We start from the raw sequence: 13,664 nt of genomic DNA, 5'->3' as shown, positions 1-13,664 counted from the left end.
ACCGTGGGCCGGAGGCGGCGCAGCAGGGGGTGGCGGGGCTCGCCGGAGAAGACGCGGTGCAGATCGGCCTCGAAGGCGTCTAGCAGGACCAGCCGGTCCTCGGCCTCCTCGGGGGACACGCCGAGCAGGCGTGCGTCGGCGCCGCCGGGGGCCAGGTCGCCGTCGCCGATGTCGTCGACGAGGCGCGCGAAGCCGTAGACCGCCATCAGGTCGGTGCGCCAGTCCTTGGGCAGGAAGAAGGGAGCCACGGGGAAGTTCTCCGCCGCGGCCTTGTCGAGCGTTCCGCGCTCCGTCGCTCCGGGGCGCGTCGTGCCGGTCTCCGTCATCGCCGCCTGCCCGGGGCGGGGACGGCACGTGCTGCGTTGAGCTGGGGAGTTTCCGTAGCCATCGCCGTCACATCTCCCGTTCTACACCGCCGACCCAATACGCACTATTTCGGACACGCCGCCCAGCCCTCCGCGCGGCGTCCCAGTGATGGGGTGTCGCGCATTATCGCCCCACTTGCCGCGATTGGGCACCGGTACAGCTTACGTTGTACAACGCAGCAAGGATCGTCGGGGTGTCCTGCACATCACAACAACACACCGATTGGCCCCAAGATTCCTAAGGGGCGCCGAAGTTGACGCTTCCTTTGCAGACGTGTGGCCCCGCCGGAACAGTTCCGGCGGGGCCCGATCGAGCGGAGCGGTGTTCTTCGTCCGGGGCGGGGTGGACTACTTGCCCGTGAACTTCTCGTACTCCTTGATGACCTCGTCGGTCGGGCCGTCCATGCGCAGCTCGCCGCGCTCCAGCCACAGGACGCGGTTGCAGGTGTCACGGATCGACTTGTTGTTGTGACTGACGAGGAACACCGTGCCGGCCTCCTTGCGCAGCTCCCGGATGCGTTCCTCGGAGCGCTTCTGGAACTTGCGGTCGCCGGTGGCCAGGGCCTCGTCGATCATGAGGACGTCGTGGTCCTTGGCGGCGGCGATGGAGAACCGCAGACGCGCCGCCATGCCGGAGGAGTAGGTGCGCATCGGGAGGGTGATGAAGTCGCCCTTCTCGTTGATCCCGGAGAAGTCGACGATCTCCTGGTAGCGCTCCTTGATCTGCTCCCGGGACATGCCCATGGCGAGGCCGCCGAGGATGACGTTGCGCTCGCCGGTCAGGTCGTTCATCAGGGCCGCGTTGACGCCGAGCAGCGAGGGCTGCCCGTGGGTGTAGACGCGCCCCCGCTCGGCGGGCAGCAGACCGGCGATGGCGCGCAGGAGGGTCGACTTGCCGGAGCCGTTGGAGCCGATCAGGCCGATCGCCTCCCCCTTGTAGGCGACGAAGGAGACGCCCTTGACGGCGTGCACCTTGCGCACGCCCCGCTCCTCCCCGCGCTTGAGGATGCGGCTCAGCGCGGCGGTCGCACTGCCCTTGCCGGTCTTGGCGCCGTTGACGCGGTAGACGATGTGCAGCTCGTCCGCGATGACGGTGGGGGTGTGTCCGTCCCTGGTGTCCTCAGCCACGGCCGTACCTTTCCTCCGCCTTCCAGAAGTACACGAAGCCGCCCAGCGCGAAGAGCGCGGCCCAGCCGCCCGCGGCCGCCCAGACGTGGTCGGGCAGGTTCTCGGCGCCGTACTCGTCGATCAGGGCGAAGCGCATGAGGTCCATGTAGATGGCCGCCGGGTTCCACTGGAGCACCGTGGCGAGCCACTGCGGCTTGTCGGCCAGCATGATCGGGATGGAGAACATCACGCCGGACGCGTACATCCAGGTACGCATCACGAACGGCATGAGCTGTGCCAGGTCGGGGGTCTTGGCGCCCGCGCGGGCCATGATCAGCGCCAGGCCGGTGTTGAAGAGGAACTGAAGGAGCAGCACCGGGACGATCAGCGCCCACGACAGGTCCGGGTAGTGGCCGAAGCCGACCGCGACGGCGAACAGCACGACCATCGAGAACAACAGCTGCTGGAGCTGCTGGAGCGCGAAGGAGATCGGCAGGGACGCCCGCGGGAAGTGCAGCGCGCGGACCAGGCCGAGGTTGCCGGAGATGGCGCGCACGCCCGCCATCACGGAGCTCTGCGTGAAGGTGAACACGAAGACACCCGTGACCAGGAACGGGATGTACACGTCCTTCGGCATGCCACGGCTGGCGTTCAGGATGACACCGAAGATGAAGAAGTACACGGCCGCGTTCAGCAGCGGGGTCGCCACCTGCCACAGCTGGCCGAGCTTGGCCTGGCTGTACTGGGCGGTCAGCTTCGCCCGCGAGAACGCGAGGATGAAGTGGCGCCGGTCCCAGAGCTGGCGGACGTAGTCGACGAGCGAGGGCCGGGCACCGCTCACGGACAGGCCGTACCGGTCGGCGAGCTGTGCCGCCGTGAGGCCCTCGTCGGGCGACGCGGGCGCGCTCAGCGCGACCGTGCCGTCGTGCGTTGTCTCACTCACTGGTGGATAGCTTTCCTCTTCGGGATGCTTCGGGATGCGCGGCCTGGGCGGGCAGGGCACGAGCGTGGGCCGCGGTGCGGCCCGGCCGCTCTCAGGACGAGCTTGTCAGATGACCGGGGGCCGGCCCAGTCGGGTCAGTCGCCAGACGGTACGCCACTTCATGGGCCTGCGCGGTCCGCACGGCGTGCTCCAGCCTTCCCGGAACCCGGCGAACCACGCCTTCAGGGCGGGCCGTGAGGGGCGGCGCACGAGGGTGAGCAGCATCCAGACGCCGAGGTAGACCGGGACGAGCAGCGCGGGCAGGTTGCGGCGGGCGAGCCAGACGCGGTTGCGGGCGACCATGCGGTGGTAGACCGCGTGCCGCGAGGGCGCGGTCGTCGGGTGGTACAGCACCATGTCGGACCGGTAGTCGATCATCCAGCCCGCGTCGAGGGCCCGCCATGCCAGGTCGGTTTCCTCGTGGGCGTAGAAGAACTCGTCGGGGAGGCCGCCGACTTCGGCGAAGACCTGGGTGCGTACGGCGTTGGCGCCGCCGAGGAAGGTGGTGACCCGGGAGGAGCGCATCGGGTCGGAGGCGCGCAGCCGGGGGACGTGCCGGCGCTGGGTGACGCCGGTGTCGGGGTCGGCGATGCGGAAGCTGACGATGCCGAGCTTCGGGTCGGCGGCGAAGGCCTGCCGGCACAGTTCGGCGGTGTCGTGGTTCGGCAGGAGACCGTCGTCGTCGAGGAAAAGCAGTATGTCGACATCTCGACCGCTGGGGCCGAAGGCCTCGATGCCGACGTTGCGGCCGCCGGGGATGCCGAGGTTCTCGGGCAGCTCGATGGTGCGCACGCCCGCGGGGACGTCCGGGACGGGCGAGCCGTTGCCGACGACGACGACCTCGACCGGGTCGCCGTCCTGCTTGGCGACCGAGTCGAGCAGGGAACGCAGCTCCTCGGGGCGGTTGCCCATGGTGATGACGACCGCGCCGACCTTCATGCCGCCGCTCACTTCAGCCTGCTGGAGGCGAGGATGGACACGAGGTGCAGCAGCGTCTGGAGCAGGGCGATGCCGGCCAGCACGGCGACGCCGAGCCGCGAGAAGAACAGGTCGTCGCGCACCTGGTCCACGATCGCGAGGACCAGGATCAGCAGGGACGCCTCGATGCCGAGGATCAGCCGGTGGAACTTGAGCAGGGAGGCGGCCTTGCGGGCCAGCGCCATGCCGGAGGAGCGCATCTCGGCGGCCGACTCCTGCACCGGCGGCTTGCCGGCCTGGTGCCGGGCGACACCGACCAGGTCGGTCTCCGCCTTGATGAGGATCGCGCCGAGGGCGGCGAGCGTGCCGAGGAAGGCCCACAGCCAGTCGATGCGGCCGCTGCCGAACAGGTCGGCGGCGCGCAGACCGAAGCCGGTCAGGACGGCCGCGTCGGTCAGGTAGGCGCCGACGCGGTCGAGGTAGACGCCGTTGAGCGAGTACTGCTTCTTCCAGCGCGCGATCTCGCCGTCGACGCAGTCCAGCAGCAGGTACATCTGGACGCACACCACGCCGAGCACGGCGCCCGGGATCCCCGGCACCAGCAGTGCCGGGGCCGCGAGGACACCGAAGACGGTCATCAGGTACGTGAGCTGGTTGGGCGTGACCCTGGTGTTCACCAGGTAGCGGTCCACCCGCAGGGACACCTCACGCATGTAGAGGCGTCCCATCCAGTGCTCACCGCTGCGCCGGTCCTTGACCCCAGCGGGGTGGACGACCGGACGGAGTTCAGCTACCGATGGCCTTGACATAGTCGGCGTAGATGTCCTTGATCTGGTCGGTCTTGAGGTCGAGGTGTTCGAGGATGGTGTAGCGGCCGGGACGGGTCTGCGGGGCGAACTCCACGGCGCGCACGAACTCCGCGGGCGTGAAGCCGATCTCCTCCGGCAGTACCGGAAGTCCGTGCCGGCGCAGGACCTCGGCCATGTAGGCCGCTTCCTCGTGGGCTCCGCGCAGGTACATCGCGAAGGCCGCGCCCAGGCCGCACTGCTCGCCGTGGGCGGCAGCACGCTTGGGGTAGAGCAGGTCGAACGCGTGGTTGATCTCGTGGCAGGAGCCGGACGCGGGCCGTGAGTCGCCGGAGATCGACATCGCGACGCCGGTGAGGACCAGGGCCTCGGCGAGCACCTGAAGAAAGTCGTTGTCCCCGACCCCGCCCGGGTGCCGGAGCACCGCCTCGCCGGCCTGGCGGGCCATGGCGGCGGCCAGTCCGTCGATCTTCTCGCCCTTGACGCGGTTCGCCAGCTCCCAGTCGGCGATCGCGTTGATGTTGGACACCGCGTCACCGATGCCCGCGCGCACGAAGCGCACCGGGGCCTCGCGGATGACGTCCAGGTCGATGACGGCCGCTATCGGGTTGGGCACGCCGTAGGAGCCGCGGCCCGCGTCGTTGTCGAGGGTCGCGACGGGCGAGCACAGGCCGTCGTGCGCGAGGTTGGTCGGTACGGCGACCAGGGGCAGGCCGACGCGTGCCGCGGCGAACTTGGCGCAGTCGATGATCTTTCCGCCGCCGAGTCCGACGACCGCGTCGTAGTGACCGGCCTTCATGTCGCCGGCCAGCCGGATCGCGTCGTCGAGGGTGCCGCCGCCGACCTCGTACCAGGTGGCCCCGGGCAAGGAGGGCTCGAGCCGCTCGCGCAGCCTCGCGCCCGAGCCGCCGCTGACCGCGACGGCCAGCTTGCCCGAGTGCGAGATCCGCTCGTCGGCGAGCACGCACGCCAGGTCGTCGAGGGCACCCGGGCGGATGTCCACGACGACCGGCGAGGGGATCAGCCTTGTCAGTACCGGCACGCGATCTCCCGTCCACGGGCGAGGTCGTCGTGGTTGTCGATCTCCACCCACGGGACGTCGCCGATCGGCGCGACGTCGATGCGGAAGCCGCGGTTCACGAGCTCCTGGTAGCCGTGCTCGTAGAACTGCTGCGGGTCGCTCTCCCAGACCGTCTTCAGCGCGTCGGCCAGTTCGGGGGCGGCGTCGCCCTCGATGAGGGTGACGCCGATGTACTCACCGGTGGCCTCGGCGGGGTCCATCAGCTTGGTGATCCTCGTCATGCCGCGCTCGGCGTCGACGACGACCTTCATCTCCTCGTCGGCGAGGTTCTTCACCGTGTCCAGGGCGAGGATGATCCGCTTGCCCTCGCCGCGGGCTGCGAGCAGCGTCTTCTCGACGGAGACCGGGTGCACGGTGTCGCCGTTGGCGAGGATCACGCCGTCCTTGAGGGCGTCACGGCCGCACCACAGGGAGTAGGCGTTGTTCCACTCCTCGGCCTTGTCGTTGTCGATGAGGGTGAGCTTGAGGCCGTACTTCGCCTCCAGGGCGGCCTTGCGCTCGTACACGGCCTCCTTGCGGTAGCCGACGATGACCGCGACCTCGGTCAGACCGATCTCGGCGAAGTTGCCGAGGGTGAGGTCCAGGACCGTCGGTTCGCCCTCTATGCCCGCGGGGCCCACCGGCACCAGAGCCTTGGGGAGGCTGTCGGTGTAGGGGCGCAGTCGGCGTCCGGCGCCGGCCGCCAGCACGAGGCCGATCATGCGGGTTCTCCTTCGTCGTGTACGGCGGGTGCCCCTGCGGACACCCAGAAGCGGATGCTCTCGACGAGCACCAGCAGGGCCACGGCCACGGCCAGGACCGTGAGCGCGACGGTGAACTGCGAAGCGGTGAGCAGCGCGGCCAGGACGGTGACGAGCAGTGTCCGCCCCTCGTGCCCCCCGACGGCGCGCACCAGCCAGGCCGGGGGCGCTCCGGCGTTGCCGCGGATGCGGTACACCGTGTCGTAGTGATGGTAGGCGACGGCCGCCACCAGGCCGAAAGCCGCGGGAAGCGCTCCGTTCACGTCCGCTTCGGCCGCGAGCAGCAGGACGGTGCCGTACTCGGCGGCGCGGAAGAAGGGCGGGACGAGCCAGTCGAGGGCGCCCTTGAGGGGGCGGGCGACGGCGAGACCCGAGGTGACGGCGTAGAGCACGGCGCCGACCACGGCCAGCGGGCCGCCGAAGCCTGGCTGCCAGGCGAGGCCGACGACGGCGAGGCCGCCGAGCAGGGCCGCGACGGGGGCGGCGAAGCCGGGCAGGCGGCGCGCGGGAGCCTTGAGGACGCCCGCGACACCCTGCGCGAGCGGGCCGGAGTCGGCGAGGTCCGCGAGCGCCTGCGCGGCCCGGTCGGTCCGCCGTGCCTTGCGGGTCAGCGAGCGCAGCACCCGGCCGGCCGTGGTGTACGTCGCCGCGAAGGCGCACCCGATGAGCAGGGCGTAGAAGGTGATCCGGGGAGTCGTCAGCGCGGTCAGCACCGCGATCATCGCCCAGCGCTCGCCGATGGGCAGGACGATCATCCGCCGCACCCACACCGTCCAGCCGACGCTGTCGAGCTTGTCCGAGAGGGCCGCCGTGGGGCTGGTGTTGGCGGTGGCGTCGTGGTTCGCCTCGTTGAAGGAGAAGTCGACGACGTGCCGGCAGGTCTGGAGGACCATCGCGCCGAGCGCCAGGGCCCAGACGTCATCGCCGCCGCGGGCCGCTCCGAGGGCGAGGCCGGCGTAGTAGGCGTACTCCTTGGCCCGGTCGAAGGTGGCGTCGAGCCAGGCGCCGAGGGTGGAGTACTGGAGGGAGTAGCGGGCGAGCTGGCCGTCGGTGCAGTCCAGGACGAAGGACGCGATGAGCAGGACGCCCGCGGCGACGAAGCCGCCCCGGGTGCCGGTGGCCGCGCAGGCCGCCGCGACGAGCGCGGTGATCAGGGACGCGGTGGTGACCTGGTTCGGGGTCAGGCCGCGGCGGGCGCACCAGCGGGCGATGTAGCGGGAGTAGGGGCTGATGAAGTGCGTGGTGAAGAAGCCGTCGCGGGACTTCACGGCGGACCTGAGGCGTACGGCCTCGTCGTCGACGTCCGCGACGGCCTGCCGTGCCTCGTTGCGGGCCTGGGGGTCGGCGGGGACGGCGGCGACCAGGCTGCCGAGCTCGGGGCGGTGCACGTCGGCGCCGTCGTCGGTCAGCGCGGTGACGATGCGGTCGGGGAGGCTGTCCACGTCCCCCACGCTCAACTTCGTCCGCGCGGGGGCACCCCCACCGGCCGTACCGCCGCCCGCGGAGTTCTCGCGGGCCAGGGCACGGGTCAGGGTCGTGCGGCCGTCGGGCTGCGCGGTGACCGCCCCGGGCACGGCGGCGAGGGAGAAGCGGGGGTCGGTGAGGCCGAGGCGCAGCGCGTGCACGTGGCCGACGAACCGGGCGTCGACGAGGGCGACGCGCTGGTCGCAGGGCGCCTCGGCGACCAGCCGTTCGGCGTCGGCGGCGTCCGCGGCGACCTGCACGTCGAAGCCGAGGGACCGCAGATCACCCTCGATCGACGATCCGGGGACCGGCTGACCGGTGAGGATGGCGGTCGACAACCGAACTCACTCCCTGGGTGCCGACGCGCGGGCGCCGGTCATGTGCACGATGGGGGCGCCCCTTGGCCGGGCCAGGCGGGCGGCATGTCGGCAGAGGCTATCGGATGCCAAGAAGGCTGCGTTCACCGCCCGTTAACGGGCCGATCGACAGCGACTCCCCCGGCCTTTGCCGCGATCATCATGGGTGATCCCGGCCCCCGCCCACAAACCGCCCTCCGCAGAGCGGACATCCGGGACATCGCGAGGCTCCGGGAGCGTCGGCATAGGGTGGACGACCATGACGTGGCTGATCACCGGCGGTGCCGGGTACATAGGGGCGCATGTGGCGCGGGCCATGACGGGGGCCGGGGAACGGGTGCTCGTCCTGGACGACCTCTCGGCGGGGGTGCCCGCGCGGCTGCCCGCCGACGTGCCGCTGGTCCGCGGCTCCTCGCTGGACGGCGGACTGCTGAAGCGGGTGCTGGCCGAGCACGCGGTGACGGGTGTGGTGCACCTCGCGGCGCGCAAGCAGGTCGCCGAGTCGGTGGCGCAGCCGACCCGCTACTACCAGGAGAACGTCGGCGGTCTCGCGACCCTCCTGGAGGCGGTCGCGGAGGCCGGGATCGAACGCTTCCTGTTCTCCTCCTCGGCGGCCGTCTACGGCAACCCCGATGTGGGCCTGATCACGGAGGAGACACCCTGCGCCCCCGTGAACCCGTACGGCGAGACGAAGCTGGCCGGGGAGTGGCTGGTGCGGGCGGCCGGACAGGCGCACGGGATCTCCACCGTGTGCCTGCGCTACTTCAACGTGGCCGGGGCGGCGGCGCCGGAGCTCGCGGACACCGGTGTCTTCAACATCGTGCCCATGGTCTTCGACCGTCTCACCCGCGACGAGGCCCCGCGGATCTTCGGCGACGACTACCCGACCCCGGACGGCACCTGCATCCGCGACTACATCCATGTGTCCGACCTCGCCGAGGCGCATCTCGCGGCGGCCCGGCGGCTGTCCGACGGCGGACGGCGCGGGGATCTGACGGTCAACATCGGTCGCGGCGAGGGCGTTTCCGTGCGCGAGATGGTCACGGTGATCGGAGAGGTGACCGGAGACCGACGGCCCGCGATCGTGGAGCCCCGTCGCCCCGGGGACGCCCCCGTCTCGGTGGCCTCGGCCGCCCGGGCCGCAGAGACGCTCGGCTGGAGCGCCCGGCGGGGGGTGCGCGAGATGATCGAGTCGGCCTGGCGCGGATGGCTGCTGCACCACGGCTGAACCCGCCGGGGCCGTCCTGACCTGCGCTTCGTTTCCGCAGGTCAGGGCACATGACAACGGTGTTCAGTGCCGCGTTGCCGGATACCCCCCACCCGTAGTTGACTGTGATCCCGGACGGGGTGTTCGGGATCGACGCGTTGGAGGCGGCTTCCATGGGGGCAGGGCACGATCACGGGCACACCCACGCGCCGCCCGGCGGCACGGCGACCGCCGCGTACGTCGGCAGGCTGCGGGTGGCCCTGTCGATCACGCTCACCGTCATGGTGGTCGAGATCGTCGGCGGGGTCGCCGCGGACTCCCTCGCCCTGGTGGCCGACGCGGCGCACATGGCCACGGACGCGCTCGGCCTCGGCATGGCCCTGCTGGCCATCCACTTCGCCGGCCGCCCGGCGACCGGCAACCGCACCTTCGGGTACGCCCGCGCGGAGATCCTCGCCGCCCTCGCGAACTGCCTGCTGCTGCTCGGGGTCGGCGGCTACGTCCTGTACGAGGCGATCGAGCGGTTCGTCACGCCGGCCGGCACCCAGGGCGGGCTGACCATCGTGTTCGGTGCGATCGGCCTGGTGGCGAACATGATCTCGCTGACCCTGCTGATGCGCGGCCAGAAGGAGAGCCTGAACGTGCGCGGGGCCTTCCTGGAGGTCGCGGCCGACGCGCTGGGCTCGCTCGCGGTGCTGATCTCGGCGGTGGTGATCCTGACCACGGGCTGGCAGGCCGCCGACCCGATCGCCTCGCTCGTCATCGGCCTGATGATCGTGCCGCGCACCGTCAAGCTGCTGCGCGAGACCCTCGACGTCCTGCTGGAGGCGGCGCCCAAGGACGTCGACATGGCGGAGGTGCGGACCCACATTCTGGCCCTGGACGGCGTGGAGGACGTCCACGACCTGCACGCCTGGACGATCACCTCGGGCATGCCGGTGCTCTCCGCGCACGTGGTGGTGCGTTCGGACGTGCTCAGCGCCATCGGCCACGAGAAGATGCTGCACGAGCTCCAGAACTGCCTCGGCGACCACTTCGATGTGGAGCACTGCACCTTCCAACTGGAGCCGGTCGGGCACGCGGAGCACGAGGCGCACCTCTGCCACTGACACACGTGTACGGTGCATGAAACACCTGTTCCGACGGAATGCAGCGATCCGGCGCACCTTCGCGTCCTCCACCCCACAGCTCCGCCCCGAGCGGTTCCCCGCCCGCCGCGCCGGGCACGATCAACTGCCGGGGGTGCCGGATCCGTGCGGCACACTTGGGGCGCGAAGACCGATGTGAAGGATGGGTATGCCGACCACACCTGCCACCACGACGCACACTCCGTCGAACGGCGCCGCGAACGCGATCCTGCTGGAACTGGTCGACGAGCACGGTGTGACGATCGGCACCGCGGAGAAGCTCGCCGCCCACCAGCCGCCGGGGCAGCTCCACCGCGCCTTCTCGGTGTTCCTCTTCGACGAACGGGGCCGGCTGCTCCTCCAGCAGCGCGCGCTGGGCAAGTACCACTCCCCCGGCGTGTGGTCCAACACCTGCTGCGGCCACCCCTACCCGGGCGAGGCGCCCTTCGCTGCGGCGGCCCGGCGCACGTACGAGGAGCTGGGGGTCTCCCCGTCGCTGCTCGCCGAGGCGGGCACGGTCCGCTACAACCACCCGGACCCGGACTCGGGCCTGGTCGAGCAGGAGTACAACCACCTGTTCGTCGGCATGGTGCAGGCCCCGCTCGGCCCGGACCCGGAGGAGGTCGCCACGACCGCCTTCGTCACCCCGGCCGAGCTGGCGGAGCGGCACGCCAAGGACCCCTTCTCCGCCTGGTTCATGACGGTGCTGGACGCGGCCCGTCCCGCGGTCCGGGAGCTGACGGGCCCGTCCGCCGGCTGGTGAGGAGCGCGCGGACGCTCAGGACACGCGCACGGACTTGAGCGGCAGGGCGGCCCAGATCACCTTGCCGCCGCCCGCCGTGTGCTCGACGTCGCAGACGCCGCCCGCCTCCCGGGTGATCTCCCGCACCAGCAGCAGTCCCCGGCCCCCGGTCTCACTGTGCGCGGCCTCCAGGGCGGTCGGCCGGTAGGGGTGGTTGTCCTCCACGGACACCCGCACCCACTCCGCGCCCACGGCCACCTCCACGGCGAGCATCGGCGAGAGCAGGGCCGCGTGCCGGACGGCGTTCGTGACGAGCTCGGAGACGATCAGCAGGAGGCCCTGGACGAGGTCGTCCGAGACGGGTACGCCCTGGCGGTGCAGCAGGTCCCGCACGGCGTGCCGCGCCTGCGGGACCGAGGCGTCGACGGCGGGAGCGGTGAACCGCCACACGCCCTCGTACGGCAGCGGGTCCGGTGTGCCCGGGCCGAGGGGAGGCGGTTGGAAGGGGTCCTCTCCGCTGTCCGGCGGGCGAGGGTCCGACCCGCGCCCCTGGTCGTCCATTCCTCGGTCGCCACCCTTGCGCTCGATTGTCACCACAGGTCGAGTGTTGGCAGCGGCCCGCTCCGGTCCGGATACCTGAACAGAAGTCAGCGCATATCGAGCGCCCCTGACCGGATCCGCACGGAACTATTCGAGGGGTGTCGGCTTGGCGGCCGCTTCCTGCTGTTCGGTGACCATCCCGACGATCTTGCGTCCGCCGAAGCCGGTGGCGACGAGCCCGAGGCCGTCGAAGAGCAGACCGAGCGAGAAGAAGCAGCCGATCACGTACTTGCTGCTGCTCGGCCAGGAGGCCAGCACCAGGATGCCCAGCAGCAGTCCGAAGGCGCCCTGCACGAGCGTCCAGCCGAACTGCGGTCCCCGCACCACCAGGCTGCCGACCAGCCGGAACACCCCTCCGGTCAGGAAGAGCAGCGCGGCGAACATGGTCAGTGCCGCTGCCGCCGCCTCCGGCCGCACGATGACGACGACACCGGCCGCGATGTTCAGGGCGGCGACCACGACACCGAGCCAGAAGAAGTTGGAGTCCCGGGCCTGGACCGCGTGCAGCAGTCCGACCACCCCGCCGATCAGCAGGAGCCAGCCGAACAGGATCATGGAGGTCAGCGTGGCCACCCCGGTGTAGACCAGCCCGACCAGTCCGGCGATCACCAGGACCACGCCGAGCGCCGCGAGCCAGCCGAACCCGCGGCTCAGTTTGGCCGTCTCCGGGTTCTCCGCCTTGTTCACTGCCATGCGGGGCCTCCTCGCACTGCGGACCCCGTCTTGATCGTACGGTCGGGGCGTGGGGCTAGCATCCGACCCATGGAGTACCCGGAACCGCAGCTGCTGCACACCGTCACCGACGCGGTCGCCACCGTCGTGGTCCACCATCCGGCCAAGCGCAATGCCATGACGGCCGCGATGTGGCGGGCGCTGCCGCCGCTGCTGGACACGCTGGCCGCCGATCCGGGCGTCCGTGCGCTCGTGCTGACCGGTGCGGGCGGGACGTTCTGCGCGGGCGCCGACATCTCCACGCTGCGCTCGTCGCCCGAGGAGGCACAAGGGCTCGCGGTGCGGGCCGAGGAGGCCCTGGCGGCCTTTCCGAAGCCGACGCTGGCGGCGGTGCGCGGGCACTGCGTGGGCGGCGGGGCGCAGCTCGCGGCGGCGTGCGATCTGCGGTTCGCCGAGGAGGGCGCGCTGTTCGGGGTGACACCGTCGAAGCTCGGGATCGTGTACCCGGCCTCCTCCACCCGGCGGCTGGTGGCGCTGGTCGGCCCCGCCGCGGCCAAGTACCTGCTGTTCTCCGGGGAGTTGATCGACGCGGAGCGGGCGCTGCGCACCGGCCTGGTCGACGAGGTGCTGCCGGAGGGCGAACTCACCAAGCGGGTCGGGGAGTTCACCCGGGTCCTGGCATCCCGTTCGCAGCTCACGCAGGCCGCCGCGAAGGAGTTCGCGAACGGCCGCACCGACCGGGACGCCCACTGGTCCGGGCAGGCGCGCGGCAGCGGCGACACCGCGGAGGGGGTCGCCGCCTTCCTGGAGCGCAGGACGCCGCGCTTCACCTGGACTACGTCAGGATGAAGCGGCTCTTGGAGCGGAACTCCTCGACGAGGTGCGCGGGCGCCTTCTGCGGCGAGCCGGCGTCGTAGGGCGGCTGCGGGTCGTACTCGGTCAGGAGCTGCACGGCCTGGGCGTGTTCGTCGCCCGCGATCCTGCCGAGCAGCGTGAGACCCATGTCGATCCCGGAGGAGACGCCCGCGGCGGTGACGTACTTGCCGTCGAACACGACCCGCTCGCCCGTGGGTTCGGCGCCGAACTCCTTCAGGAAGTCCAGGGCCAGCCAGTGGGAGGTGGCGCGGCGGCCCCGGAGCAGGCCCGCCGCGGCGAGCAGCAGGGAACCGGTGCACACGGACGTGGTCCAGGTGCTGGTGGCGTCGGCGGCGCGCAGCCAGTCGAGCAGCACCGGGTTCTCCATCTGCGGGGTCTGGCCGGGGCCGCCCGGCACGATCACGATGTCGGGGCTCGGCACCTCGGCGAGCGTCCGGTCGGCGGTGAGGGCGAGCCGGCCGGTGTCGGTGCGCACGGGACCGGCCTGCTCGGCGACGAAGACGGTCTCCGCGTCGGGGAGGCGGCCGAGGGTCTCGTACGGTCCCACGGCGTCCAGGGCGGTGAAGCGGTCGTAGAGGACGATCGCGATCTGCACGGGGGGGTCCTTTCAGTGGGCGGGGG

Annotated in this window: 15 protein-coding genes; 4 read left to right on the top strand and 11 right to left on the bottom strand. The window is 71.3% G+C overall.

What is annotated here, in order from left to right; all coding sequences use genetic code 11:
• The 8 genes from AOJ26_RS16315 to AOJ26_RS16280 all read right to left on the bottom strand — a co-directional run.
• Positions 1-326, bottom strand: a 326-nt coding sequence (locus AOJ26_RS16315) for a squalene/phytoene synthase family protein (RefSeq protein WP_159044295.1), incomplete at its 3' end; no start/stop codon positions are given.
• A 387-nt stretch (positions 327-713) separates the two neighbouring features.
• Entirely contained in the window at positions 714-1,493 is a 780-nt protein-coding gene (locus AOJ26_RS16310; protein ID WP_053849016.1) for an ABC transporter ATP-binding protein, read from the bottom strand.
• On the bottom strand, positions 1,486-2,415 hold the full coding sequence (locus AOJ26_RS16305) for an ABC transporter permease (RefSeq protein WP_053849015.1): 930 nt from the start codon (positions 2,413-2,415) through the stop codon (positions 1,486-1,488). Before AOJ26_RS16305 ends, AOJ26_RS16310 begins: the two co-directional genes overlap by 8 nt.
• Positions 2,416-2,520: 105 nt before the next feature.
• The gene (locus AOJ26_RS16300) at positions 2,521-3,393 is read right to left on the bottom strand and encodes a glycosyltransferase family 2 protein (protein WP_373413141.1); all 873 of its coding nucleotides are present in this window, start codon (positions 3,391-3,393) and stop codon (positions 2,521-2,523) included.
• Between the two features lie 8 nt (positions 3,394-3,401).
• Positions 3,402-4,181: a CDP-alcohol phosphatidyltransferase family protein gene (locus tag AOJ26_RS16295; protein WP_078959916.1), complete on the bottom strand. Its 780-nt coding sequence runs from the start codon at positions 4,179-4,181 to the stop codon at positions 3,402-3,404.
• A complete protein-coding gene (locus AOJ26_RS16290) occupies positions 4,159-5,220 on the bottom strand; it encodes an iron-containing alcohol dehydrogenase family protein (protein WP_053849012.1) in 1,062 nt (353 codons plus the stop codon). Before AOJ26_RS16290 ends, AOJ26_RS16295 begins: the two co-directional genes overlap by 23 nt.
• On the bottom strand, positions 5,208-5,960 hold the full coding sequence (locus tag AOJ26_RS16285) for a sugar phosphate nucleotidyltransferase (protein ID WP_053849011.1): 753 nt from the start codon (positions 5,958-5,960) through the stop codon (positions 5,208-5,210). Before AOJ26_RS16285 ends, AOJ26_RS16290 begins: the two co-directional genes overlap by 13 nt.
• Positions 5,957-7,801, bottom strand: a complete 1,845-nt coding sequence (locus AOJ26_RS16280) for a DUF5941 domain-containing protein (protein WP_053849010.1) — start codon at positions 7,799-7,801, stop codon at positions 5,957-5,959. The genes AOJ26_RS16285 and AOJ26_RS16280 overlap by 4 nt, the downstream gene beginning before the upstream one ends.
• 277 nt (positions 7,802-8,078) lie before the next feature.
• On the opposite strand from AOJ26_RS16280, the gene galE reads away from it, so the two are divergent.
• From galE to idi, 3 genes are all read left to right on the top strand, one after another.
• On the top strand, positions 8,079-9,047 hold the full coding sequence (gene galE / locus AOJ26_RS16275) for a UDP-glucose 4-epimerase GalE (RefSeq protein ID WP_053849009.1): 969 nt from the start codon (positions 8,079-8,081) through the stop codon (positions 9,045-9,047).
• A 152-nt stretch (positions 9,048-9,199) separates the two neighbouring features.
• Positions 9,200-10,135 carry a cation diffusion facilitator family transporter gene (locus AOJ26_RS16270; RefSeq protein ID WP_053849017.1) on the top strand — a complete coding sequence of 312 codons (936 nt, stop codon included), beginning with the start codon at positions 9,200-9,202 and terminating at the stop codon, positions 10,133-10,135.
• A gap of 187 nt (positions 10,136-10,322) precedes the next feature.
• Complete coding sequence (idi, locus tag AOJ26_RS16265) at positions 10,323-10,916, top strand: isopentenyl-diphosphate Delta-isomerase (protein WP_053849008.1); 594 nt, start codon at positions 10,323-10,325, stop codon at positions 10,914-10,916.
• Positions 10,917-10,931: 15 nt separating this feature from the next.
• On the opposite strand, the gene AOJ26_RS16260 is transcribed toward idi, so the two are convergent.
• Both AOJ26_RS16260 and AOJ26_RS16255 read right to left on the bottom strand, forming a co-directional pair.
• Positions 10,932-11,456, bottom strand: coding sequence for an ATP-binding protein (locus tag AOJ26_RS16260; protein WP_053849007.1), 525 nt, complete (start codon positions 11,454-11,456; stop codon positions 10,932-10,934).
• 126 nt (positions 11,457-11,582) lie between these two features.
• Complete coding sequence (locus AOJ26_RS16255; RefSeq protein WP_053849006.1) at positions 11,583-12,188, bottom strand: HdeD family acid-resistance protein; 606 nt, start codon at positions 12,186-12,188, stop codon at positions 11,583-11,585.
• 69 nt (positions 12,189-12,257) lie between these two features.
• On the opposite strand from AOJ26_RS16255, the gene AOJ26_RS16250 reads away from it, so the two are divergent.
• Positions 12,258-13,016 (top strand): enoyl-CoA hydratase/isomerase family protein, encoded by a 759-nt coding sequence (locus AOJ26_RS16250; RefSeq protein ID WP_053849005.1) that lies wholly within the window; start codon positions 12,258-12,260, stop codon positions 13,014-13,016.
• Here the strand turns inward: AOJ26_RS16250 and AOJ26_RS16245 are convergent.
• Positions 13,003-13,638: a DJ-1/PfpI family protein gene (locus tag AOJ26_RS16245; protein ID WP_053849004.1), complete on the bottom strand. Its 636-nt coding sequence runs from the start codon at positions 13,636-13,638 to the stop codon at positions 13,003-13,005. The two genes, AOJ26_RS16250 and AOJ26_RS16245, sit on opposite strands and share 14 nt — an antisense overlap.
• Between the last annotated feature and the right edge of the window lie 26 nt (positions 13,639-13,664).

Origin of the sequence: Streptomyces sp. NRRL B-24085, from assembly GCF_001282115.1 — a bacterium.
Classification (GTDB): Bacteria; Actinomycetota; Actinomycetes; order Streptomycetales; family Streptomycetaceae; genus Streptomyces.
This window is presented reverse-complemented; position numbering and strand designations above follow the sequence as displayed.